At 71.3% G+C, this 24,498-nt stretch carries 20 protein-coding genes and 1 pseudogene; 10 read left to right on the top strand and 11 right to left on the bottom strand.

What is annotated here, in order from left to right; all coding sequences use genetic code 11:
- The first annotated feature begins 184 nt into the window (after positions 1-184).
- The 4 genes and pseudogenes from EOT10_RS06725 to EOT10_RS42850 all read left to right on the top strand — a co-directional run.
- Complete coding sequence (locus tag EOT10_RS06725; RefSeq protein WP_127827117.1) at positions 185-1,198, top strand: ABC transporter ATP-binding protein; 1,014 nt, start codon at positions 185-187, stop codon at positions 1,196-1,198.
- 47 nt (positions 1,199-1,245) lie between these two features.
- The gene (locus tag EOT10_RS06720; protein WP_127827348.1) at positions 1,246-2,544 is read left to right on the top strand and encodes an ABC transporter permease; all 1,299 of its coding nucleotides are present in this window, start codon (positions 1,246-1,248) and stop codon (positions 2,542-2,544) included.
- A 98-nt stretch (positions 2,545-2,642) separates the two neighbouring features.
- Entirely contained in the window at positions 2,643-5,399 is a 2,757-nt protein-coding gene (locus EOT10_RS06715) for a bifunctional YncE family protein/alkaline phosphatase family protein (protein ID WP_127827116.1), read from the top strand.
- Positions 5,400-5,538: 139 nt separating this feature from the next.
- Positions 5,539-6,456: pseudogene (locus EOT10_RS42850) on the top strand (helix-turn-helix domain-containing protein); the annotation flags it as partial.
- On the opposite strand, the gene EOT10_RS06705 reads toward EOT10_RS42850, so the two are convergent.
- Positions 6,382-7,704, bottom strand: a complete 1,323-nt coding sequence (locus tag EOT10_RS06705; protein WP_223280837.1) for a benzoate/H(+) symporter BenE family transporter — start codon at positions 7,702-7,704, stop codon at positions 6,382-6,384. The pseudogene EOT10_RS42850 and the gene EOT10_RS06705 overlap by 75 nt on opposite strands.
- Positions 7,705-7,874: 170 nt before the next feature.
- On the opposite strand from EOT10_RS06705, the gene EOT10_RS06700 reads away from it, so the two are divergent.
- Genes EOT10_RS06700 through cuyB form a run of 3 tightly spaced genes read left to right on the top strand, consistent with a single transcriptional unit; the run spans position 7,875 to position 10,412 of the window.
- Complete coding sequence (locus EOT10_RS06700; RefSeq protein WP_189491282.1) at positions 7,875-8,927, top strand: TauD/TfdA family dioxygenase; 1,053 nt, start codon at positions 7,875-7,877, stop codon at positions 8,925-8,927.
- Complete coding sequence (locus EOT10_RS06695) at positions 8,920-9,696, top strand: TSUP family transporter (protein WP_127827113.1); 777 nt, start codon at positions 8,920-8,922, stop codon at positions 9,694-9,696. Before EOT10_RS06700 ends, EOT10_RS06695 begins: the two co-directional genes overlap by 8 nt.
- Before the next feature lie 5 nt (positions 9,697-9,701).
- Positions 9,702-10,412: a cysteate racemase gene (gene cuyB, locus EOT10_RS06690; protein WP_127827112.1), complete on the top strand. Its 711-nt coding sequence runs from the start codon at positions 9,702-9,704 to the stop codon at positions 10,410-10,412.
- Between the two features lie 23 nt (positions 10,413-10,435).
- Here cuyB and EOT10_RS06685 read toward each other — a convergent pair whose 3' ends face one another.
- The 6 genes from EOT10_RS06685 to EOT10_RS06660 form a co-directional block, all read right to left on the bottom strand.
- Positions 10,436-10,786 carry a VOC family protein gene (locus tag EOT10_RS06685; protein ID WP_127827111.1) on the bottom strand — a complete coding sequence of 117 codons (351 nt, stop codon included), beginning with the start codon at positions 10,784-10,786 and terminating at the stop codon, positions 10,436-10,438.
- A 56-nt stretch (positions 10,787-10,842) separates the two neighbouring features.
- Entirely contained in the window at positions 10,843-12,387 is a 1,545-nt protein-coding gene (locus tag EOT10_RS06680) for a long-chain-fatty-acid--CoA ligase (RefSeq protein ID WP_127827110.1), read from the bottom strand.
- Between the two features lie 188 nt (positions 12,388-12,575).
- Complete coding sequence (locus EOT10_RS06675; RefSeq protein ID WP_127827109.1) at positions 12,576-13,520, bottom strand: acyl-CoA thioesterase; 945 nt, start codon at positions 13,518-13,520, stop codon at positions 12,576-12,578.
- Positions 13,521-13,748: 228 nt separating this feature from the next.
- Positions 13,749-13,943 carry an antitoxin gene (locus tag EOT10_RS06670; protein WP_127827108.1) on the bottom strand — a complete coding sequence of 65 codons (195 nt, stop codon included), beginning with the start codon at positions 13,941-13,943 and terminating at the stop codon, positions 13,749-13,751.
- 93 nt (positions 13,944-14,036) lie between these two features.
- On the bottom strand, positions 14,037-14,720 hold the full coding sequence (locus EOT10_RS06665; protein WP_127827107.1) for a response regulator: 684 nt from the start codon (positions 14,718-14,720) through the stop codon (positions 14,037-14,039).
- Positions 14,717-16,381: a sensor histidine kinase gene (locus EOT10_RS06660; RefSeq protein ID WP_431313261.1), complete on the bottom strand. Its 1,665-nt coding sequence runs from the start codon at positions 16,379-16,381 to the stop codon at positions 14,717-14,719. Before EOT10_RS06660 ends, EOT10_RS06665 begins: the two co-directional genes overlap by 4 nt.
- Before the next feature lie 138 nt (positions 16,382-16,519).
- Between EOT10_RS06660 and EOT10_RS06655 the strand changes: the two genes are divergently transcribed.
- Positions 16,520-17,509 (top strand): Bug family tripartite tricarboxylate transporter substrate binding protein, encoded by a 990-nt coding sequence (locus EOT10_RS06655; protein ID WP_127827105.1) that lies wholly within the window; start codon positions 16,520-16,522, stop codon positions 17,507-17,509.
- A gap of 120 nt (positions 17,510-17,629) precedes the next feature.
- The gene (locus EOT10_RS06650) at positions 17,630-19,066 is read left to right on the top strand and encodes a GntP family permease (protein WP_127827104.1); all 1,437 of its coding nucleotides are present in this window, start codon (positions 17,630-17,632) and stop codon (positions 19,064-19,066) included.
- Positions 19,067-19,112: 46 nt separating this feature from the next.
- Here the strand turns inward: EOT10_RS06650 and EOT10_RS06645 are convergent, their stop codons facing one another.
- The 3 genes from EOT10_RS06645 to EOT10_RS06635 all read right to left on the bottom strand — a co-directional run bounded on the left by EOT10_RS06645 (position 19,113) and on the right by EOT10_RS06635 (position 22,435).
- Complete coding sequence (locus tag EOT10_RS06645; RefSeq protein WP_127827103.1) at positions 19,113-19,946, bottom strand: 5'-nucleotidase, lipoprotein e(P4) family; 834 nt, start codon at positions 19,944-19,946, stop codon at positions 19,113-19,115.
- Between the two features lie 159 nt (positions 19,947-20,105).
- On the bottom strand, positions 20,106-21,326 hold the full coding sequence (locus EOT10_RS06640; RefSeq protein WP_127827102.1) for a 4-hydroxybenzoate 3-monooxygenase: 1,221 nt from the start codon (positions 21,324-21,326) through the stop codon (positions 20,106-20,108).
- 74 nt (positions 21,327-21,400) lie between these two features.
- Positions 21,401-22,435, bottom strand: coding sequence for a GNAT family N-acetyltransferase (locus EOT10_RS06635; RefSeq protein WP_127827347.1), 1,035 nt, complete (start codon positions 22,433-22,435; stop codon positions 21,401-21,403).
- 76 nt (positions 22,436-22,511) lie between these two features.
- Here EOT10_RS06635 and EOT10_RS06630 point away from each other — a divergent pair, with 76 nt between their 5' ends.
- Positions 22,512-23,111, top strand: coding sequence for a TetR/AcrR family transcriptional regulator (locus tag EOT10_RS06630; RefSeq protein WP_127827101.1), 600 nt, complete (start codon positions 22,512-22,514; stop codon positions 23,109-23,111).
- Positions 23,112-23,148: 37 nt separating this feature from the next.
- On the opposite strand, the gene EOT10_RS06625 is transcribed toward EOT10_RS06630, so the two are convergent.
- Entirely contained in the window at positions 23,149-24,393 is a 1,245-nt protein-coding gene (locus EOT10_RS06625; protein WP_127827100.1) for an amidohydrolase, read from the bottom strand.
- Between the last annotated feature and the right edge of the window lie 105 nt (positions 24,394-24,498).

Genomic DNA, 24,498 nt, shown 5'->3' with positions numbered 1-24,498 from the left:
CGAATGACCGGGTTTGGAATGGTAGACGCCTCTCGGACCACCGTGGTCAACTTGCCGCGCACAAACATCAGTTCGGCCGCGCGTCGGTAACCCGTCGTCTTCCGTTCCATGGTTGTCAAGTAGCTGTCCCTGCCTGCGTCGCGTGCCGTCCCTAAGGTCCTCGGAGGTTCGAAGGAAGGGACTCATGGACGTACAGCTCGCCATCCGGGCCCGCGGGATCACCAAATGTTTCGGCGACGTCGTCGCGCTCGACGGCATCGACCTGGATGTGGCACAGGGTCAGATCCACGGTCTGGTCGGTCCGAACGGCGCCGGCAAGACCACACTGCTCGGTCTCTTGCTGGGCCTCGCCGTCGCCGACAGCGGCAGCCTGGAGATTCTGGGCACACCGGTCGGGCGCGCGCTGACCGCGGCCGAGGGCGTCTCGGGCTTCGTCGACGGCCCCGGCCTGTACCCCTGGCTCACCGCCCGGCAGAACCTCGCCGCGCTGGCCGCCCTGCGGGGCCACGACGCGCGGACGGCGGGGATCGACGACGTACTGCACCAGGTCGGTCTCACCGACGTCGCCGACGACCGGGCCCGCGGCTTCTCTCTGGGCATGCGTCAGCGGCTCGGCCTGGCCGCCGCCCTGCTCACCCGGCCCCGGCTGCTCGTGCTCGACGAGCCCGCCAACGGTCTCGACCCGGCGGGCAAGAAGCACGTGCACGGCGTCCTGTCCCGGCTCGCGGAGGAGGGGACGACCGTCGTCCTTTCGAGTCACCGCATGGACGACCTGGAGGCGTTGTGCTCCGAGGTCACCATCGTCGCCACGGGACGCGTCGTGTTCTCCGGCCCGCTCGGCAAGCTGGCCGCCGAGAACCGTGAACTCGACTACCGCCTGCTGACCGGTGACGCCCGAGCAGCGCGCCGGCTGGCAGCCGACACCCCCGGGATCCAGGTGGTCGACGACGCCGGGACGCGCCACGACGCGGACATGCTCGTCGTCCGCGCGCTCGTTCCCGCCCTCGACGCACTGGTGGTGCGGCTCGTCCGGGACGGCATCGCGCTGCGCGAACTCGCCCCCCTGGTGTCGCCGCTCGAGGCGGCGTTCCTCTCCCTCACCGAACAGCAGGAGCTCGCCGAACAGCAGGAGCTCACCGAGCAACAGGAGCTCACCGGACAGCAAGAGCTCACCGAGCAGCAGGAGGCCGGCCTGTGACCGCGACCGTCACCGCGCCCCGACCCACAAAGGCGCGCGGCGTGTCCATGGCGCGCGGCTACCGCTTCGAACTGGTCAAGCTGGTCTCGCAGTGGCGGATCCGTCTGCTGCTGCTCGTGTGCTGGATCGCTCCGGCGCTGTTCGTCGCCGCGGTCAGCCGGCAGAGTTCGCTCCCCGTGGACACGCTGTTCGGCCGCTGGATGCACGCCACGGGGTGGGCCGGGCCGCTGGTGACGCTCGGCTTCGCGGGGTCGTGGGCGCTCCCGCTGCTGACGTCGATGGTCGCCGGTGACGTGTTCGCCTCCGAGGACCGGCTCGGCACGTGGCGGCATCTGCTCGTGGCGGTGCGCTCGCCCCGGCGGATCTTCGCGGCGAAGACGCTGGCCGGCCTGACCGTGATCCTTCTGCTCTTCGCCGGGCTCGTCTGTTCCAGCACGGCCGGCGGCGTGGTGGCGGTCGGCGACCAGCCGCTGCCTGGCCTCGACGGCCACCTCCTGACTCCGGGGGACGCGGCGGTCAAGGTCCTCCTCGCGTGGGTGTGCGTCCTCGCGCCGACCCTCGCTCTGGCCGCGGTCGGACTTCTCGGGTCCGTGGCCCTGGGCCGGTCCCCGATGGGCCTCCTGCTGCCGGCGCTCGTCGCGCTGGCGATGCAGCTCGCGCAGCTGCTTCCGCTGCCCGTCGCCGTACGACTCGCCCTGCCCGGCTACGCGTTCATCGCCTGGAACGGCCTGTTCACCGACCCGGTGCAGCTGGGCCCCCTCCTCATCTCCCTCGCGGTCAGCCTGCTGTGGGCCGTGACCGCGACGGCCCTCGCCTACCGGCTCTTCCTGCGGCGGGACTTCACCAACCCGGCCCACGACGGCGCGGGGCGCGGCGCGGTCGCCACCGCCGTCCTCCCCCTCGTCGCCCTCATGGCGGTGACGGTCGGGGCGCTCGCGCCGACGAGTACGGGCACGGGTTCCGGGATCGAGCAGAAGAAGGTGCAGCGTGCGGTCGCCACGGCGTTCGCCCACCTGTACCGCCTGCAGACCACGCAGCTCCACCGGCCCGCCGTCACCGAGAAGCAGCTCAAGGCCTCGGCCGCGTGCACCAAGGGCGATGTGAGCGACGACGCCAAGGGGCCCGGCAACGACTGGCGCTGCGTCGTGTCGTGGCATCTCCCCGGCGTCGAGGCCACCGGTTCGGCCATCTACCAGCTGGACATCACCGCGGACGGCCGGTTCCTGGCCGACGGCGACGGGCCGAAGGAAGTCAACGGCTACTTCCTGGTGCGCACCCCGACCGGGGACGAGCCCAACCCGCTCTGGCAGTTCGACGGCACGGTCGGACTGCTCGCCACCCCGTAGATCGCCGCCCCGTAGATCGCCGCCCCCCCCCAGATCCCACCCCCCAGATACCCCCATACCGCCACCCCCCAGCTCTCCCGTCCAGAAGGGACAAATCAATGCAGGTAACGCGCCGTCGCAGGCGTGCCGCTGGAGACCTTTCCGGTCTTCCCGGCAGACGCACCGGACGTCGAATACCTCTGGCCGTGGCAGGCGTCACCGTGCTCGGGCTCGCCGCCGCCGGCACCGCCTTCGCCCAGACCCAGCAGTTCGGCAGCGACCAGGTCGGCCAGGTCACCGACCGCGGCCAGGTCATCTCCAGCAACCAGTACATCGCGCCGTACGGTGACCGTCTCGTCCTCCAGAAGGGCAAGATCATGTCGTCGTCGGTCAGCCCGGACGGCACCCACCTCGCGGCCTCGGTCACGGACGGCGGCATGGCGCTGTCCATCGTCGACCTGAAGTCGTGGAAGGTGCAGCAGTACGTCGGCAACAACGCTGCCGCGGACCTGCGCATCAGCGGCAACAGCGTGGGCCAGGAAGGCCCCACGTACTCGCCCGACGGGTCGCAGCTGTGGCTGGGGCAGGCCGACGGGTACACCAGGTTCACGGTGAAGGCGGACGGCAGTCTCGCCGACCCGAAGTCCGTGCCGATCCCGGCGGACGGGCCCAAGCACGCGCTGGTGGGCGAGGCGGTCTTCTCCCCCGACGGCTCGACCGTGTACTCGGCGGTCAACGGCCAGAACCGGGTCGTGGCCATCGACGCGGCGACCGGCTCCGTCCAGCACAGCTGGGCCGTCGGCAACGCCCCGCGCGACCTGGCGAAGGTCGGCTCCAAGCTCTACGTCAGCAACGAGGGCGGGCGCCCGGCGAAGCCCGGTGAGAGCACCGTCAACTCGTACAACACCCAGGTGCCGGCCGACCCGAAGACGGCCGCCACGACCACGGGCACGGTCAGCGTCATCGACCTCGCGGACCCGGCGGCCAACGTGACTAGCATCGACGTCGGCCTGCATCCGACGGCGCTGTACGCGAAGAAGAACGCGCTGTTCGTCACCAACACGGCGACCAACGACGTGTCGGTCATCGACACGACCAAGAACAAGGTCGTGCAGACCGTCAACACCCAGCCGTGGCCCGAGGCGTCGGTCGGCTACGAGCCCGACGCGGTGACGGTGACCGACGACGGCCATCTGCTGGTGACGCTCGGCCGCGCCAACGCGGTGGCCGTCTACCGGTACACGAGCCCGCAGGAGCCGGTCAGTTACGTCGGTCTGCTGCCGACGGACTACTTCCCGTCCGAGATCGCCACCGTCGGCGATCAGGTCGTGGTCTCCAACACCCGTGGCGTCGACGCCCGTCGCGCCACGAACAACGCGGGGCACGCCACCCACGACACGACGTCCAGCCTGCAGCGGTTCACGCTGCCGAGCGACCGTGACATCAAGTCCCAGACGGACAAGGTCTTCCAGCAGAACGGCTGGACGGGCGGCTCGGTCAAGGTGGCAAAGGGCACGAGCCACGCCGACCCGGTACCGGTCCCCCAGCGGCTCGGTGACCCCTCGACGATCAAGCACGTCTTCATGATCGTCAAGGAGAACCGGACCTACGACCAGGTCTTCGGCGACATCGCCAAGGGCAACGGCGACCCGAAGCTGGCGCAGTTCGGCGAGAACGTGACCCCCAACCAGCACGCGCTGGCGGACCAGTTCGGCCTGTACGACAACACGTACGACATCGGCACGAACTCCGCCGAGGGCCACAACTGGCTGATGCAGGCGGACAACCCGGAGTACACCGAGTCCTCGGCCGGTGAGTACGCGCGCAGTTACGACACCGAGGACGACGCTCTCGGCCACCAGAAGTCCGGTTTCCTGTGGACCGGTGCGCAGGCGGCGGGCCGGTCCGTCAAGGACTTCGGCGAGTTCCAGTCGATGGAGAGCAAGCCCTCCGGCGCGTCCTGGCAGAACCTGTACTGCGACGCCAAGGACATGGACGCGACGGGCCGGTCCACGGCCTACCCCATCAAGACGGGTTCGGCGATCCCCTCGCTCAACGACGTCTCGGTGCAGGGCTTCCCGATGTTCGACCTCAATGTCCCGGATGTCTACAAGTACCAGATCTGGAACCAGGACTTCGAGAAGAACGGTCCGGCGAACCTGAACATGTTCTGGTTCTCCAACGACCACACCGGCGGTCCCGCCAGCCCGTCCGCCCAGGTCGCGGACAACGACCTCGCGGTCGGCAAGATGGTCGACAAGATCTCGCACAGCAAGTACTGGAAGGACTCCGCGATCTTCGTCGTCGAGGACGACTCCCAGGCCGGGCTCGACCACGTGGACGGCCACCGCGCCCCCATCCAGATCATCAGCCCCTACGCCCGGCACGGCGTCGTCGACAGCCGGTACTACTCCCAGATCACGATGATCCGGACCATCGAGCAGATCCTCGGTGTCCACCCGATGAACCAGAAGGACAGCGCGGCCACCCCGATGCGCGGGGCGTTCACGAAGACCCCGGACCTCACGCCGTTCAAGGCGCTGCCCAACCGGACCTCGCTGACCGACGGCCTCAAGACCCCGCCGTCCTGCGGCGTGGACACCCCTGCCCCGCAGAACCCCAGCGCCGCGGCCGTGCCTTCCACGAAGGTGCCGGCTGACAAGCAGGAGCTCGCGGCGCAGTGGGACGACTGGAAGTCGCACCAGCGGCTCACCGGGCCGGGCGCCGTACCGGACTACGCGAACCCCGCGCAGATGAACCACTTCACGTGGTACCAGACGCACGAGTGGTCGAAGCCGTACCCGGGCGAGAAGAAGCTCTACGCGCCGAAGGACGTCCCCGGCGCCTACATCCCGTCGGCGGAGTCCGACGGCTGACACTGAAGGGGACAACCCCTCGGGCGCCATGGGCAGTTCGCGTACCCTGAGCCCCGTCGTGTGACAAGGGCCGTCACTCCTCCGCACAGGAGTGGCGGCCCTTCGTCGCGCGCGCACGGGATGAACAAGGGGGATTTTCATGGGCAAGGTCGCGACCGTTGACCAGAAGCTGGCCCGGCAGCTGTACGTGATCGCCGTCCAGGACGCGTCCTGGACACCCGCCACCGTCTGCCGGCGGCTCGGCTGGGGCAGCGACGAGTACGTGGCGGCCGTGCAGGTCCTTTCGGAGCTGGGCCTTCTGGTGCGGACCACCGCGACGCCGAGCGGCTGGGCGTGCATGTCCTCCGAGTCCGCGCTCGGCCACCTCCTCGCCGCCGACGCGTCACGCGTGGACGCGCTCATCGAGCAGAGCACCCGTACCCGCGACGCGCTCGTGCGGATGCTGACCGACTTCGCGCCGATCCACGCCCAGCGCGTGTCCGGCACCCAGGCGGTGCTCGTGGAGGGCACCGCCAACATCGCGGCCGCGCTCGAGGACGCCGCCCAGCAGGCCCGCGACGAGGTCCTCACACTGCGCCCGGGACGCGGGGTGCCCCAGCATCTGCTGGAGGACGGACTCGCGCGGGACCTGCGGGTGCTGCGGCGCGGGGTCGCGATGCGCGCCGTGTATCTCACGTCGTCCGCCGCGACGCCCGAGATCGGTCCGCACGTACGGGAGTTGAGGAGGGCGGGCGGGCAGGTCAGGACGGCGGTGACGCTGCCGCACTGGATGATCGTGATCGACCGGCACCTCGCGGTCGTGCCCGCCACGGGGACCGAGGGGCAGTCGGCCGCCGTGGTCGTGTACGACCCTTCGCTGGTCGAGGTGTTCCGTGTGCAGTTCGAGCACGCCTGGACCGAGGCCGCCGGGTTCGGCCGGTCCGACGGTCCCGGCGACGAGAGCGACGGTCTGACCGACCGGCGGCACCGGGCGGTGCTGCGGCTACTCGCGGAGGGCCTCACCGACGAGGCGGTCGGGCGCAGGCTCGGCGTCTCCGACCGTACGGTCCGCCGTATGGTCGGCGAACTGACGACCCGTCTGGGTGCCACGAGCCGGTTCCAGGTCGCGGTCCTCGCCGAGCGCGCCGACTGGCTCTCGCCGGGAACGGGCGACATTGAGCAGTACGTGCGCGAGGACTCCGGCGAGCAGGCCCCAGAAGGGTGAGCCGATTCCGGCGATCGTCACTCCGGAGGCCGTCGCCAGGAAGGTGATGACGGAGGCCTCGCGGTCGCGTTCGTCGGCGACGGTCCTCGCGAGACTGCCGGACAGCGCGCCAAGCAGCGCGAGTCCCGCGAGCGTCGCCACGAGCGCCTTGGGCAGCCCGGTGAACAGCGCGACCAGCGTCGAGCCGAAGCAGCCGACGACGAGGTAGCCGATGCCGCAGCTCACGCCCGCGACCCAGCGCTTGCCCGGGTCGCGGTGGGCGTCGGGCCCCGTGCAGATCGCCGCGGTGATGGCGGCCGGGTTGATCGCGTGCGAGCCGAACGGCGCGAGGAGCACCGACACCAGGCCCGTGGTCCCGCACACCACCCGCTCGTCCGGCCGGAAGCCGTCCGCGTGCAGGACGGCCATGCCCGGCGCGTACTGTCCGGCGAGCGTGGCCACAAGGAGCGGCACACCGATCCCGATGACGGCGCCGACGGAGAACGCGGGCATCGTGAAGTGCGGTGCGGCGAGCCCGGCGCCCGCCAGGTGCACATGGAGCCCGCCGTCGAAGGCCGCCACGGCCAGCCCGACGGCGAGGGCGCACACCACCGCGTACGTGGGTGCGAAGCGGCGCGCCAGGAGGTGGGTGAGCAGCATCGCGCCGGCGATCAGGGGTGCGGCACGCAGCGAGGTGAAGATCGCGGTGCCGAAGGAGAAGAGCGTCCCGGCGAGCATCGCGGAGACCACACCGGCCGGGATCCTGGCCAGCACCCGCGCGAACACCCCCGTCGCGGTCAGCGCGGTGGCCGCGACACCGGCCAGCAGGAAGGCTCCGACGGCCTCGGCGTACGCGTGCTGGGGCAGCGCGGTGACGAGGATGGCCGCGCCGGGCGTCGAGAACGCCGTGATCACCGGCGTCCGGCTCCACCAGCTGAGTCCGACGCAGGTCAGTCCGGCGCCCATGGAGAGGGCCCACACCCACGACGAGCTCTGCGCGCCGGTGAGGCCGGCCGCGTCGGCCGCGGCCAGGACGAGGGCGAGCGGCCCGGCGTACGAGACCACGGTGGCCACGATGCCGGCGTTGACCGCCGTGAACGGGAAGGAACGTATGGAGTGCACGTGCGACCATGCTGCCTCACGGAGCGGTGCGGCCGGCGGCCGGGGGCTCGTCCGCTTCAGGCCGCGGCCCCTTCCGGCCACCGAGGGCCTGTGTCCGGAGCGGGTCATGGACGTTTCCGGACAGTCAACTTCCCTGGTGGGGACGGGTCTTGGGGCCCAGGATCATGGCCATGACGACATACGCACAGCCCCGTACAGAAGTTGCCCCGCTCACTCTCGACGCGCGTGACACCGCCAGCTTGGAGGAGCTGATACGCACGGCGGCACAGTTGCCCGGGCCGCTCGAACACACCCTGATGTCCGACGCGTTCGCCACCCTCGCCGAGCATCTGCCGACCCGGCTCCTGGAAGGTGTCGAGTCTTTCCGCGACACACCCCCGGACCACGGCCTGATGGTGGTGCGCGGCCTTCCGGTCGGCGACATCCCGGCCACCCCAGGCGCCTACGGCTCGAACGTCCTCGGCGAGACCCACCCCTCCAGCCTCCTCGTCGCCCTGGTCGCCCACCCCCTCGGCGGTCTCATCGGATACGAGGACGAGAAGTCCGGCGCCCTCGTGCACGATGTGTACCCGGTGGCCTCGGACGCCGCGAAGCCACTCAACTCGGGCTCCTCGCTCTTCGACTTCCACACCGAGAACGTCCACCACCCGGTGCGCCCGTCCCACCTCGGCCTGCTCTGCCTGCGCCCCGACCACGACCGGCGGGCCGCCACCATGGTCGCCTCCGTGCGCGAGGCCGAGCCGCTGCTCTCCGCGGCCGACCGCGAGACGCTGCGCACGGACCGCTACCGCAGCCGCTTCCCGCTCTCCTTCACCCGCGGACTCGCGGAGGACGCGCGGCCGGTGACCGAGCCGCACCCGGTCCTTGCGGACGGTCCGGCCGGCGCGCCGGGCACCCGCGTGCGGTTCAACATGCACAACACCTTCGGCACGGACCCCGAGGCGCAGCAGGCTCTGGAGCGGCTCAACGAGGCCATGCACACGGTGCACCGCGCGGTGCGCGCCGACCGGGGCGAGATGCTGCTCGTCGACAACCGGATCGTCGTGCACGGCCGCAGCGACTTCACTCCGCGCTACGACGGTGCCGACCGCTGGCTGCGCCGCTTCTACCCGTACCCGGGTGAGCTGACGGCCGACGTGCTGGTCCGCGCGGGCGGCCGCGTCCTGAGCAAGGACAGCTACGGCAGGACCGGCACGGGCGAGGACACGCGCGCCGATGCATGACCTGACCCTCACCACGGCGGTGATGCTGTGCGTCGCCGCCGCCCTCGCGGGCTGGGTGGACGCGGTCGTCGGCGGTGGCGGGCTGCTCCAGGTGCCCGCCCTGCTGATCGCCTTCCCCCACCTGGCTCCGGCGTTCGCCCTCGGCACCAACAAGGCCGTCGGCGTCGTCGGCACCTCGGCGGCCGCGGTGACGTACGCGCGGCGGGCCACCGTCGACGTGCGGCTCGCGGCGCGGCTCGGCGGGCTCGCCGCCCTGGCCGCCGTCGGCGGTGCCTTCTTCGCGGCGGGTGTGAACAGCGCGGTGCTGCGGCCGGTCATCATGGCGCTGCTGCTCGCGGTGGCCGCGTTCGTCGTGCTCAAGCCCCAGTTCGGGCAGAAGCCGTCCGGCTCCGTGTCCCGGCAGCGGGTCCTGACGGCGATCGTGGTCGTCGGCGCGGGCATCGGTTTCTACGACGGGCTGCTCGGGCCCGGGACCGGCACGTTCCTCGTGATCGGTCTCGTCGCCCTGCTCAACATGGACATGGTGACGGCGACCGCGACGGCGAAGGTCGTCAACGTAGGCACGAACCTGGGCGCCCTCGCGATGTTCACCTACCAGGGGACCGTGCTGTGGACCCTGGCGCCCTTCATGGCGCTGTTCAACCTGGCGGGTGCCTCCGTGGGGGCCCGCATGGCACTCAAGCGCGGCAGTGGATTCGTGCGCGGCGTGATGCTCGTCGTCGTGGTCGCGCTCGTCGGCAAGCTCGCCTTCGACCAGTGGGGAACGTGAAGCGGATGACGATCGGCATCCTCGGCGGGATGGGGCCGCTGGCCACCGTCGACTTCTACCGGAAGGTCATCGACGCGACACCCGCCGGGGCCGACCAGGACCATGTGCCGGTGGTGGTGTGGGCGGACCCGACGGTGCCGGACCGCTCGGCCGCCCTCACCGGGCGCGGACCGGACCCGACGCCCTGGCTGGTGCGCGGGGCGCATCGCCTGGAGGCGCTGGGCGCGCAGGTCATCGCGACGCCCTGCAACACCGCGCACGCCTTCCTCGACGCCGTCCGCGCCAGTGTGCGCGTACCGATGCCCGACATGATCGCGGAGACGGTGGCCGAGATCCGCGCGTGCCATCCGGACGTCACCTCGGTCGGGCTCCTCGCGACCACGGGGACGCTACGGGCGGAGCTCTACCAACACGCGCTGGAGGCGGCGGGGTTGAGGACCGTCGTCCCGACGACCCTGACCCAGGAGGAGGCGGTCACGGGGGCCATCCGCCGGGTGAAGGCCGGCGAGGTGGGCGCGGACCCGGTCTGCCTGATCGAGCGGGCGGCGGGCGAGTTGGCGGCTCGCGGTGCCGGTCTGCTCGTCGCCGGATGCACCGAACTCCCCTTGCTGCTGGGCGAGATGAGCGCCGGTCTCAAGGTCGTCGACCCGACGGCGGTCCTGGCCCGGACGACGGTACGCAAGGCACTCGCGTTGCCGGTGATGCCGGTGGAGTGAGGGCGGGTGTGCGGGTGTGCGGGTCAGAGGTCGGTGGCTCGCTCGTGGCGGGGTTCGTACATGCCCACCTCGCCGCCGCCCGGCAGCCGGAACCGGGTGAGGCGCCCCCAGCGCGCGTCGGTGACGGGCTGTGTGAACTCGACGCCCCGCGCGGACAGCTCGGCCACCGTCGCCTCGACGTCGTCGCACATCAGGTAGAACTCCTGTGAGGCCGGGCCGTCCGTGGGATGCACGGCGATCTCCGCGGGCGGCAGCTTGAAGATCAGCCAGCCGCCGCCCGCGTCGACGTGCGGATAGTCCAGCACATCCCTGAAGAACGCCCGGTCGGCTTCCGCGTCCCGGCTGTAGAGGATGACGTGTCCACCATTGATCATGCGAGGAGCATAGGCGGCAACGGCCTCACCACCCGTCAGCCCGCGCCAGGGTCCGTTCAGCGCCCCAGACTTTCCCGCAGCACGCGCTTGAGGAACTTGCCGCTGGGGTTGCGCGGCAGCTCCTCCACGAAGTGGACGATGCGCGGCTTCTTGTACGAGGCGATGCGGGTGCGGGTGAACTCGACGAGGTCGTCGGCGGTGACGTCGCCGGCCTCGGCGTTCAGGACGACGGCCGCGGTGACGGCCTCGCCCCATGTCTCGTCCGGGGTCCCGAAAACGGCCACGTCGCAGACGTCCGGATGCTCGGCGAGCGCCGACTCGACCTCGACCGGGTACACGTTCTCCCCGCCGGTGATCACCATGTCCTTGATGCGGTCTGTGATGAACAGGTAGCCGTCGGCGTCCAGGTAGCCCGCGTCTCCCGTCCTGAGCCAGCCGTCCTCGGTGAAGAGCCGGGCGTTGTCCTCGGGCCGCTGCCAGTAGCCGGGCGTCACCTGGTGGGAACGCGTGACGATCTCACCGACTTCTCCCGAGGCGAGCGGCTCGGCCGTCACCGGGTCGACGACCGCGACGTCGATGTCCGGGAGGGCGTTGCCCGCCGACCGCAACAGGTGGGCCCGCGGGCCGTCCGGGTCGTGGTCCGACGGCAGCAGCCGGGTCGCGGAGCCGGTCGTCTCCGTCAGCCCGTACTTCTGGAGGAAGCCGCAGCCGAAGATCTCCATGGACCTGCGGAGCAGCGTCGGCGTGATGGGCGAGGCCCCGTAGACGATCATTTCGAGTGCGGAGAAGTCGCGTTCGCGGATGTCGGGCAGTTGCGTCAGGAGGTGCAGCACCGCCGGGACGAAGAAGGCATGGGTGACGCGATGCCGCTCCATGAGTTCCACGGCCCGGAGCGGGTCCAGGTCCGGCAGGGTCACGGTGTGCGCGCCGGCGCTGAGCCCGGTGAGCAGCCAGCCGGTGCCGGCGATGTGGAAGACGGGCATCGCGTTCAGCCCGACGCTCCGCCCGCTCCAGCCCATCTCCGCGAGCTGGGAGTGCCCGGCGTCGACATTGTCGAGCGTCAGCTGCACCCCCTTCGCCAGGCCCGTCGTGCCCGAGGTGTACAGCTGGAGGAAGACCGTGTCACCGTGGACCGCACCGCCCTGGAGGGGGTCCTTGTCCGACGCGCCCGTCAGCCAGGTCTCGTAGGCGAGTTCGTCGGGTGCCGGTTCGCCGTCGACGATCAGCGGGATCCCGGGGAGTACGCCTCGGACGGCACGCGCGCCGGGCAGGAACTCGCCCTGTGTCACCACGGCCCCCAGCTCCGCGTCCCGCGCCACGGCCGCCAACTCCCGTTCCGTGAGGCGCCAGTTCAGCGGTGTGGCCACGAGCCCGGCCTTGCCGCAGGCGAGGAGCAGCTCCGCCGACATGATGCCCGGCCGCGCCAGACAGCCGACCCGAGCGCCTTCGCCGAGACCGGCGGCGAGCAGGGCCTGAGCCGCACGGTTGCTGCGTTCGTTCAGTTCGGCGTAGGTGAGGGTGCGCTCGCCCTCGGTCACGGCGGGTGCGTCGGGGCGCTCGACGGCGTGCTGACGAACGGTGTCCGGAAGGTACGGGCCCATACGGGGTTCCTCCATCGTCTCGGGCACTGGTGCGGCATGGCGAAGTCGGGCGCCCCGAAGGCTCGTTCGTCCGACTGGTCCGGGTGGCCCGACCCCTGGAATGCTGGCGAACGATCGTTAAAGTAGACCGGTCACGCGGACCTGTCCACGCCAAACGAGGGTTGCCTGCTCGGCCCGCGAGTGCGGGCTCACGGCTCCCGCACGTGAAGCAGCGCCTCCTGAATCACCGACACCGCCAACTCGCCCTCGGGCGACCAGAATTCGCCGTAGGCCAGGGTGCGGCCGTCACCTTCCACGCGGCTGCGCTGGGCGTAGAGAAGCCAGCGGTCCGCGCGGAAGGGGCGGTGGAACCACATCGCATGATCGAGCGAGGCGATGGTGTGCCGCGAAGGCCGGCCGCGTTCGAAGGACGTGGGCTCGTGCGGCACCAGCGCGGTCGGCGCCAGGGTCGCGTCACACAGGTAGGCGACGGCGCCGGCGTGCGCCGCGGGCCCGTCCGGCAGGGCGCCCACCGTACGGAACCACCCGAACCGCTCGATCTCGGGCTGCCCCGGGTCCAGGACCGGCGGGATCTCCCGGAACTCGACGGCCTGCCGCAGGGGATGCGTGGCGGGGCGGTGGGCGAAGCCGTCCTCCAGGCCGTCCGGCCCTGGTAGGTCGGGCATCTCGGGGTGCCGCCAGTTCGCGGTCGGCTGCCGCTCCTTGAAGGAGACCGTCATCGTCAGGGCGTGGTGGCCCTCCTGCGTCGCCTCCACCTGGCGGGCGGAGTAGCTGCGCCCGTCGCGCAGGACGCGGGAGGCGAAGCGGACAGGCCGCCGGGAGTCGAGCGCCCGGAGGAAGTACGCATGCAGGGAATGCACCGGGCGGTCCTCGTCCACGGTGCGGCACGCGGCCGCGAGCGCCTGCGCCACCACGGCGCCCCCGTAGGCCCGGTGGGCGGCACGACCACCGTGGCAGTACCCGGTGAACGTCCCGTCGTCGAGCCGTTCGAGGCTGAGCGTCTCGCCCTTGCCCAGGGGGCCGAGGGGGGCCGGGAAGTCGGAGAAGGCCGCCGCGTGCGCGTCCCGTGACCCGCCGGCGTCTCCGGCCGACGCCGGTGACCCCGGGGACCCCTCCGCCTCCGCCGCCTTCATCGCGCCACCCCTCCCGTAACCCCGCCGAATGCCGGACGTCCGTCGGCGTGCGACCGACGTCAAGTCGAACATTCGTTAAGTTACGAGGTCGGTGACGGCCCTGTCCACCCTGTCCGGAAGGCGTGATCCTCGAACTCGTCGACAGGAGGGGCGGGAGGGGGCGGGCCGGCCGATCCGGGGATGATCGGGGCTGATCCGGCGCTGATCCGGCCCGCTGATGTTCCGCGGTCAGGACTGCTGCGGCGGCTGTCCCTGGTCGCCCCTGCCGAACTGGTCCTTGAGCTTGTCCTGGGCCTGGTCGACCTGGCCGCTGTACTTGCCCTGGGTCTTGTCGTCGACCATGTCACCGGCCTTGTCGACGCCCTTTCCCGCCTGCTCCTCGTGGCCCTTCAGCATGCTCTTCAGCTTGTCCATCATGGACATGTGCAACCTCCTCGGCGCGGTCCCCCTCACTCCACCATCACCTCTCACGGCAGGATCTGCGACCGCTGCGTGATCGCGCGGGGCCGCGCCGTGTCACACGCGCCAGCCGTAACGGCGCTCCGGGCGGCCCGCGACCCCGTAGCGCAGGGAGACGTCCGCGCTGCCGGTGGACTGGAAGTACTCCAGGTAACGGCGGGCGCTGACGCGTGAGACGCCGGTGAGGGCCGCGCACTCCGTCGCGGACAGGGTGCCGTCGGCCTCCCGCAACGAGCGTTCGACGAGTTCCGCCGTCTCCACGCTCATGCCCTTGGGGAGCGGGCCGCCGGGAGCGGGCGCGGCCGCACCCGCCAGCATCCGGTCCACGTCGGCCTGGCCGCGCACGACGGTGGTCAGCAGACGGCGGCGGCGCGTCGCGTACCGCGTGAGGCGGGGTTCCAGGTCGTCGAAGTCGAACGGTTTGAGCAGGTAGTCGACGACGCCGTGGCGTACGGCGCCGCGCAGCGCGTCGGCCTCGCGTGCGGCGCTGATGACCATGACGTCGCAGTCGTGCCCGGCGGTGCGCAGCCGCGGGATGACGTCGAGGCCGAACATGTCCGGCAGATAGAGGTCGAGCAGGACGAGGTCCGGGCGCAGCCGGCCCACGGCCGCGATGGCCCGCTCGCCGGTACTCGCCTCGCCGACCACCCGGAAGGGCGTGACGCGTTCGACGAAGGTGCGGTGGACGCGCGCCACCATGAAGTCGTCGTCGACGACCAGCACATCGATCGTGTCACTCATCGCGGAACTCCTTCTGTCGCCGAGTCGGCGGAGACTGTCACCGAGTCGGCGGGAACTGTGACCGTGTCGGCGGGAACCTTGACGGTCATACGGGCTGTGAACATGGCCCCGTCCGGGGTGTTGGCCACGGAGATCTCGCCGCCGTGGCGTTCGCAGACGAGCCGGGTCAGGGCCAGTCCGATGCCGCGCTCGCCCTCGCGTGCGGCCTTGGTGGTGAAGCCGTGGGCGAAGACTTCGCGGGCGAGTCCGGGGGCGACACCTGGGCCCGAGTCGCGGACCACGATCTCCACGCTGGCGGCGTCCTGCCGCAGTTCGACCTCGACCCATGCGTCGTGCCCCTCGGCGTGCGGGGCGGCCGCGTCCACGGCGTTGTCGACGAGGTTGCCGACCACGGTCGCCACGTCCGCGGCGTCCTCGGGCGCAAGCCGGTCGAGCGCGGTGCGCTCCGAGATGCGCAGGGTGACCCTGCGTTCGGCGGCGAGCGAGGACTTGGCCGTGAGCAGGGCGGCGACGGCGGTCTCGCGGACGCGCCGGCTGAGGGTCACGTCCAGCGACTGGCGGCGCTGATTCAGCGCGCGGATGTAGCGCACGACCTCGTCCTGCTCCCCGATCTGGATGAGGCCGGAGATGGTGTGGAGCTGGTTGGCGAACTCGTGGGCCTGGGCGCGCAGCAGTTCCGAGGAGCTGCGGAACGAGCCGATCTCCCGCTCCAGGCGGGCGAGTTCGGTCCGGTCCCGCAGGGTGGTGACCGAGCCGAGCAGGCGGCCGTCCTTGGTGACGGTCATCCGGTTCATCACCAGGACGCGGCCTCGGCGGATGACGACCTCGTCCTTGCGGTCGGTCGTCCCGCCGCGCGCCGGCTCGCCCGGGACCCCGGCGAGTACGTCCCGCAGCCGGCCGTCGATCCCGAGGTCGGCCAGGCTCTGTCCGACGCAGTCCCCCGGCAGGTCGAGCAGGCTTCTGCCCACCTCGTTCACGAGTGTGAGCCGCAGCTGCGGGTCGAGGGCGATCACTCCCTCGGCGATCCCGTACAGCATGGCCTCGCGGTGTTCGGCGAGTCCGGTGATCTCGCGGGGTTCGAGGCCGAGTGTCTGGCGCTTGACGCGGCGTGCGAGCAGCCAGCATCCGGCGAGGCCGAGGCCGCTGGCGATGCCTACATAGGCGAGCAGGTACGACGAGGCTCCGCCGATGCGCTGCCACACCGTCGGGGAGGTCTCGCCGATCATGACGGTGCCGAGCTGGCGTCCGAGGTTGTGCCGGGTCGCTCCGATCACCGGGACCTGGGCCACCAGCTGGCGGTTGCCGTCCAGGGCGAGTTCCCCGGACCAGCCCCGGCCGCCCGCGACGCCGGTGCCGAGGGCGAGCCGGGTGCCGATCACGGTGGGATTCGTCGAACTGACCACGCTCCCCTCGGCGTCGGCGACGGTCACCGACGAGACGCCGGACTGGGCGACCGTGGAGTGCACCAGCGGAGCCAGGGTCTTCTCGGGCGCGGGCAGCACCAGCTCGCTGCGGATCAGGGGGTTCGCAGCCATCTGTTCGGCGAGCGCGGTGACACGCCGCCCCTCCACCCGCCGGAACGTCGCCTCGGACTGGGCCAGCGAGAGGGCGGCGACCACCAGCATCACCACGACGACGATGGCGAGCTGGAGCACCAGCATCTCGCCCGCGAGCGTATGGCGGCGGAACGGCGTTACCACAATGAACTCAATCTCTCCTGCTGACACAACGCGGACGGCCCGGCTGCCGGGCTGCACAATCATGAGGCCCGCAGCGACGTGAGTGGAAGGGAGGGTGGCATGAGAGGTCCGGCACGCGTCGTTCTCGGTGCCCTCTCCGTACTCACCCTGCTCGCCGTCACCGCGTGCGGCGCCGGGCCCGGTGGTGCGGGCGAGCCCGTCGAGGGCCTGCGGATCCTGGTCCCCAACACGCCCGGGGGCGGCTACGACACCACGGCCCGCACCGCGGCCAGGGTGATGGAAGAGGCCCGGATCGCCTCCGACGTGCAGGTTTTCAACGTCCCCGGGGCCGGGGGCGCGGTGGGTCTGCAACGTGTCGTGAACGAACGGGGCAACGGCAGGCTGGCCCTGCAGATGGGTCTCGGAGTCGTCGGCACGTCACATGTGTCGGGGGCGAGGGTGACCGTCGCACGGACCACACCCCTCGCCCGCCTCATCGAGGAGGCCGGCGCCGTCGTCGTACGCGAGGACTCGCCGTACCGGACCGTCGAGGACCTCGTCGCGGCGTGGCGGAAGGATCCCGCGGGGCTGCGGGTCGGGGGTGGCTCCTCGCCCGGCGGGCCGGACCACCTGCTGCCCATGGAGCTCGCGAAGGCCGTCGGCATCGACCCCACGAAGGTCGACTACGGCGCCTACGACGGAGGCGGCGGCGAACTGCTGCCCGCTCTCCTCGACGGGAAGGTCGCGTTCGCCACGACCGGCTTCGGCGAGTTCCTGGACCAGATCCAGGCGGGCCGGCTGCGGGTACTCGCCGTCACCAGCGCGCGGCCCGTTCACGCCCTGCCCGGTGTTCCCACGCTCAAGGCGTCCGGCATCGACCTGGTCTTCGACAACTGGCGCGGGATCGTCGCACCGCCCGGCATCAGCGCCGCGGACCGGAAGACCTGGATCGACGCCCTCACCGCGCTGCACGACTCCGGCCGGTGGCAGGCCGAGCTGACCCGGCACGGCTGGAGCGACGCGTTCCTCACCGGCGACGCGTTCGCCGCGTATCTGTCCCGGCAGGACAGGACCGTGGCGGATCTCGTCACGCGTCTCGGCCTGGAGTAGGCGGACCCCCCTCCGCCCACTCGCTTCAACCGCACCCCCCTTTACCCACCCCTGGACGGCCCGCGCGCCGTCGCGCTCCCCTGCGCCCGCACGCGGCCAGAACCCCCGAAAGGCACCCGCATGACGTCCCACACCTGGTCACTGCTGCTCATCCTGGCCGTGGCGATCGGCGCACTCATCTACCTCATCAACTCCCGCCTGCGCATACATCCGTTCATCGCGCTCATCGTGGTCACCGTCGGCACCGGGATCGCCGCCGGAGAGCCCGTCGAGAAGCTGATCGGTTCCATCGAGGACGGCGCCGGGGGCACCCTGGGCGACGTCGGCATCACGCTTGCGCTCGGTGCCATGCTCGGCCGTCTGCTGTCCGACTCGGGCGCGACCGACGCCATCGCCCACGCCATCGTCGACCGCTCGTCATCGCGCAGGCTGCCGTGGCTCGTCGCCGCCGCCGCGTTCGTGATCGGTGTGCCGATGTTCTTCGAGGTCGGCCTGATCGTGCTGCTTCCGCTGATCTTCAGCGTGGCCCGGCGCCTGGAGGACCAGGGCGGGGCCAAGGGGTCGCCGTACGTGCTGCTCGGGGTCCCCGCGATCGCCGCCCTCGCCACTCTCCACGGCATGCTGCCGCCCCACCCCGGGCCGCTCACGGCGATGACCGGCCTCCACGCCGACCTCGGACTGACGCTCGCCGTCGGCATCGTGTGCGCCGTCCCCACCGTCATCCTCGCCGGACCGGTCTACGCCCGCTGGATCGCGCCCCGTCTCAGCGACGTCCGCCCGGACGCCGCGCTCGTCGCCCAGTTCACCGGCCCCGCCCGATCGGAGGCCGCGACCGCACATGCTTCCGACGGGCCCGGCGCGCAGCTGGCCACGGACACGGCGACCCGCCCGCGCGTGCGCACCGGCCTGGCCGTCACCGCCGTCCTGATCCCCGTCGGGCTCATGCTGCTGCGCACCTTCGCGGAGACCGTGCTCGACGAGTCGAGCCCGGTACGGTCCGCCCTCACCTTCGTCGGCGAGCCCCTCGTCGCGATGCTCGCCGGGTTCCTCTTCGCGCTCGGCGTCACGCTCACCGCCGGCCGCCGCTCCGGCGACGCGACCCGTGACTCCCTCACGGACAGCCTCAAGTCCATCGCCGCGATCCTGCTCATCATCGGCGGTGGCGGCGCGTTCAAGCAGGTGCTCCAGGACTCCGGCATCGGCGACGCGATCGCGTCGGCGGCCCAGGGCGCGCACCTCAACGTGATCGTCCTCGGCTGGCTGATCGCCCTCCTGCTGTCCCTGACGACGGGCTCGGCGACGGTCGGCATCGTCTCCGCCACCGGCATCGTCGCACCGCTCATCGGCACCGGCGGCGGTCTGGAGGCGTCGCTGCTCGTGGTGGCCATCGGCGCCGGCTCCCTCGGCCTCAACTACGTGAACCACGCCGGGTTCTGGCTGGTGAAGGAGTCGTTCGGGATGGACCTCACGCAGGCCACGAAGACCCAGACCGCCGTGCAGACCCTGGTGAGCGTGTTCGGCCTGGGGATGGCGCTCCTGCTGTCGGTCTTCGCCTGACGACTCTGCCTGCCCTGACGACTCGTCAGGGCAGGCAGAGAACAGGTCAGTTGACCAGTCCCTCCGCCGCCTGGAGCATGCGGGCGCGGTAGGCCGGTGTGTCGGCGGGCTCGCTCTCCCCGAAGACGGCCCGGATCCAGTGGCCGTCGGTGTTGTTCGGGAACAGGATGAAGTCGCGCCCGAAGTGTTCGGCGTCCTCCGTGGCCAGCGCCTTGCGTTGCGCGACGGAGGTGACGTAGTAGCGGCGGCGGAAGTCGTTGAGGTTGTCGCCGAGGTAGGCGATCACGTCGTGTCCGGCGGCGACGGCCTGCTGCGCCGGCTCCTTGTTCGACGACTCCCGCAGCATGTTCACGTGGGCGTCGTCGGCGAAGGCCAGGCCTACGTGACGCAGGTTGGCGATCCCCAACTCCTGTGTGTCCGGCCCCTGGTCGCGGGAGGAGACGTAGAAGACCTCCACGCCCTTGCTCTGCGCGTAGTGGGTGAACTCGACGGCGCCGGGGGTCGCGGTGGGGCCGTTCTCGCGTACCCAGGCGTCCCACATGTCGTCGTCGAAGGCCTGCTTGCCGGCGGAGACGAGCCGCGCCCAGTAGGTGTCGGAGGACAGCACGGTGTCGTCGACGTCGGAGATGACCGCGAGCGGTCTGCTGCCGCGGTGCTGCTGGCCCCTGCCACGCAACACGGCGTCGATGCGGTCCCGCGCGATGTTGAACGCCTGCCGGTACAGCATGTCGCGCTCGGCCGCGGTCTGCCGCCAGGCGCCGGCGGTGCTCAGGATGTTCTGCACGGCGTCGTCCGCCGTGCCGGCCTGTGCGCGGCCCGCGGCCGACAGCACCGACCCGCCCGCGATTCCCGTGACGACGGTGCGTCGGGAGAGTGCCATTCCTGCTCCTTGGATCTGTCGGCGAACGAGCGATGTGTGAGGGGTGGCACAGAGATTACGAGGGAGGCGCCGCCCTGTTAACGCTCATTCGTTGCGCAGGCACGGCAGATCATTGCGCGCGCACCGGTGTGTGGCCGTTCGCCCTGGGTCGACCCGGCGTCAGTAGCGTTCGGCCGTGCCGAGGTACTGCTCGGCGAAGGCCGCCGCCGCGACCGGAGAGGCGAACAGGCGGCGCAGCCGGGCGAGTGCGGTGCCCGTGCGGAACGGCTCCCCCGCGGCGGGCCCGTGATACACCTCGGACAGCCACTGCGAGAACTCCTGGTAGTCCCACACCCGTCGCAGACAGGCCTCCGAGTAGCCCGCCAGAGCGCTGTCGTCACCGTCTTCCCTCTGGAGCCGGGCCACCAGCGCGTCGCCGAGCAGGAACGCGTCGTGCAGAGCGAGGTTCATGCCCTTCGCCGCGATGGGTGCGACGAGGTGGGCCGCGTCGCCGGCCAGGAAGAGGCGCCCGGACGCCATCGGCTCGACGACGTAGTCGTGCATGTCGAGCACGCGCTTCTCGATCAGGCGACCCTCGACCGGTTCCGGGGCGCCGTCGGCGGCGAGCCGTCGGCGCAGCTCCGCCCATACGCGGTCGTGCGGCCAGTTCTCCGGGTCGTCGCCGGGCGGGCACTGGAGGTAGTACCGGGTCACCTCGGGGCTGCGGGGCATCTGTCCCGCGAATCCGTCCTGATGGATACCGAAGAGCACGCAGTCGGAGGAGGGCGGCGCCTCGGCCAGCAGGGACAGCCAGCCGATGCCGTAGTCGTGCCGGGCTGTCCGGCCCGCGGCGAGCGCCTTCCGGGTCACCCCGCGCGCCCCGTCACACCCGGCGATGAAGTCGCAGTGCACGACCTCCCGGCGTCCGGACCGGGGGCAGAGGTACGAGACCGACGGCCGGTCCGTGTCCACGTCGTGCACCCGCACGTCCCGCACATCGAACCTGACCGTGCCGCCGCGCACGTCGGTGTACTCGCGCAGCAGGTCCGTGACGAGCATGGGCTGGGGGTAGATGAAGTGGTGCCGCCCCGTCAGTTCACCGTAGGAGAAGCGTTGTCGGCGTCCTTCGAACCGGAATTCACAGGCGGTGTGCCGCTCCGCCCTGCTCAGCAGGTTCCCGGCGAGGCCGCGCTCCTGGAGGGCCCGCACCGCCCACTCCTCGATGACTCCGGCCCGCTGCCGCCCCTGGATGAACTCGCGTGTCTCCGTCTCCAGGACCACGCAGTCGACCCCGGCGCGTCTCAGGATGTTCCCGACCGTGAGCCCGGCGGGTCCGGCGCCCACCACGACGACCGAAACACGTTCTGGAGCAGGGGAATTGGGGTGCTGGAGAGGAGTCACGTGATCATTATGTCGACGCGCCCCGGCAGGTCATCGGCCGGGGTCGGAGCGTCTGCTCGTCCGGAGTCCGAGTCCTACTCGTCGTCCTCCCAGGACACCGCGCTCATGCGCCAGCCCGCCGACGTCCGGACGAACTGTGTGGTCTTGCGGCCGGAGCCCTCGAACCATTCGCCCTTGAGGTAGCCGGACTTGCGGTACTCGCTCCGCCGGTGGGCGATCGCATGGAAAATCTCGGTCCGTTCGGAGACCTCCCACTCGGAGAACTCGGTCAGGGTGCCGTCGGTGAGCATCTTCTCGCGGGGCTCGACGAACCCGTCGAGGTCATAGACGACGGGGTCACCCCCGGAGTTCGCGGTGATCAGGCCCTGCGGGATGAACACCTCCCGGATGGCCGCGACGTCCGGCCGGGTGCCGCCGGTGTTGGTGAACGCGCCGAAGAAACGCCGTACCAGCTCGTCGAGTTCGGCCTTGTCGTCGGCGCGGGCGGGTGTCTCGGCGGCGGGTGCCTGGGCGGCGGGTCGGGCCACGTGCTTGCCGGACGAGGGCCGCTCGCCCACACGCTCGTCGGCCGGGGGCCATTCCTCCGCGAGGACCGACCAGATCTCGCAGTCGCGCCGCTCGCCGCGGTAGTCGATACGCCGGCGCAGCACTCCGTCGCGGGTCATGCCGAGGCGGCGCGCGGCCTGGATGCTGCGGGTGTTGCCCGACGCGGCCCACCACTCGACGCGGCTCATCCCCCGCACCTTGAACGCCCAGTCGATCAGGACGCGGCCCGCCCGGGTCACCAGGCCCCGGCCCGCCCCCGCCTCCTCCAGCCAGCAGCCGACCTCGCACACCCCGGCGTCCACGTCGAAGGTGGTGAACATGACGCCGCCCACGAGCGTGCCGTCCAGCCAGATCCCGTAGATCCGTCCGGTGTCCGAGGCCTGGCGGTCGGCGTAGCGCTGGAGCACCGCGGTGGCGGAGGTGAGGTCGGTGCTGAAGGAGGCCCAGGGTATCCACGGGTCGACGTAAGGGCGGGCGCGGTCGATGTGGGCGAGGAACTCCTGTGCGTGCCAGGGCTCCAGGGGGCGGAGTTGCGCGTCGTCGCCGAGCGTCAGGGTGAACACGGACACCTCGTTCCAGGTACGTAACATGCGTTCGGTACGTAAGGTAGCACCACGCCCCCGTACCTGGAGATGCCGCATGCCCCCCGCACCTGGAGATCGTGAAGCCCGCCGGAAAGACGTGTCCGAGGCGGTGTGGCGCGTGCTCGCCGACAAGGGGTTCGGCGGACTGACCCTGCGCTCCGTCGCCACCGCGATGAACGTCTCCACGGGGATGCTCATGCACTACTTCCCGACCAAGCGGGCCCTCATCGCGCATGCCCTGGACCTGCTGGAGAAGCGCACCGCGGAACGTCCGCGCCGCGAGCGTCCCGCCGAGGGCCTCGCCTCCGTGCGGGCCATGCTGCTCGACATCCTGCCGCTGACCGGCGACGACACCGCCCGCAACCGCATCTGGGTCAGCTCCTGGGACCTGGCGCTCGCCGACGAAGGGCTCGCCACCGGCCAGGCCGACCGGTACACCCGGCTGCGCGCGACGATCCGCCCGCACCTCGAAGCCGCGCGCGCCCTGGGCGAGCTGCCCACCACCGCCGACCCGGAACAACTCGCCGCCACCGCCGTGGCGTTCACCCACGGGCTCGTCGTCCAGGCGCTCTTCGATCCCGGCCGTTTCCCCGAGGGCGTACAGGCCGCCATGCTCGACGACTTCCTCGCGTCACTCGGACCGGGACGCACCTGACACCGGCTCAGGAACGGGTGACGGGGGCGGCCCCGGGTCAGGCGGCCAGTCGGCTGAGGGCCGCCGACACCAGCGTCTGGACACCGGGGCCGAGCACGGACAGGTCGGGGGCGAAGAGGGGACTGTGGTTGCCCGGCACGGCGTCGAGCTTCTGTGCGAGATCGTCGCCCGGCGCGGCCTGCCACACGTCCTGCGGTGTCGACGTCACGAACCAGAAGTCGTACGGCACCCCAGCGGGGACGAGGAGGGAGAAGTCCTCGCTCCCCATGGCCGGGCCAAAGTCGAACACCGTGTCGTGGCCGAACAGTTCGCGGTGCACCGCCGCGATCTCCTGGTCGAGGGCGGCGTCGTTGACGGTGGCCGGGTAGCTGCCGCCGGTCGTGATCGTGGGCGGCGCCGGGCACCCCGCGGCCTGGCACTCCGCCTCGACGATCCGCCGGACGGCGGCCAGGATCCGCTCCCGCACGTGCGCTTTCTGCGTGCGCAGATTGAGCCCGAGCCGCGCCTCGGCCGGGATGATGTTGGGGCGCAGACCGGCGTTGAACTGGCCGACCGTCAGCACGGCGGAGTCGGCTGCGGACACTTCCCGGGAGACGACGGTCTGCAGCCGGGTCACGATGTACGCGGCCGCGACGACCGGGTCGACGGTGGACTCCGGACGTGAGCCGTGGCCACCGACGCCGGGAACGGTGACGTGGATGTCGTCGGCGGCCGACATGATCAGCCCGGGTGTGTGCGGGTAGAGGCCCGCCGGTCCGGGGGCGACGTGCTGGCCGAAGACGGCGTCGGGGCGCGGCGCCAGCCGGTGCAGTCCGTCGGCGACCATCGCCGCGGCTCCGCCGGAACCCTCCTCGGCGGGCTGGCCGATCACCACGAGCGTGCCCGACCACGTGTCGCGGGCGTCGGCGAGCAGTTCCGCCGCGCCCACCAGCCAGGTGACGTGCAGATCGTGGCCGCAGGCATGCATCACACCGTCGACCGTGGACGCGTACGCCAGGCCCGTGGCCTCCTGGACCGGCAGCGCGTCCATGTCTCCGCGCAGCCACACCACCGGACCGTCCCCGTTCGCGAGGACACCCACCACACCGGTACGGGCGACGCCTCGCGTCACCGTGAATCCGGCGCTCTCCAGGCGGTCGGCGAGCAGACCTGCCGTGCGGTGCTCCTGGAAGGCGAGTTCGGGGTGGCGGTGCAGATCCTGGTAGCAGGCCTCCAGGTCGGTGAGCTTCACCCGTGAGACCAGGTCCCGCGTGAGGCGGCCGGTGGCGGACGGATCAGTCATGGCACTCCAGTGCTCGAAGATCGCTCCACTCACGGTATGCGACGCCGCCCCCGGTATCCACCGGCCGGCGGCCCCGACCGGGAGCGGGGCCGAGAGTGGGAGCGG

This window comes from Streptomyces antnestii, assembly GCF_004005495.1.
GTDB lineage: Bacteria > Actinomycetota > Actinomycetes > Streptomycetales > Streptomycetaceae > Streptomyces > Streptomyces antnestii.
Note: the sequence above shows the minus strand (reverse complement) of the source record. Positions and strands in the feature narration are given on the sequence as shown.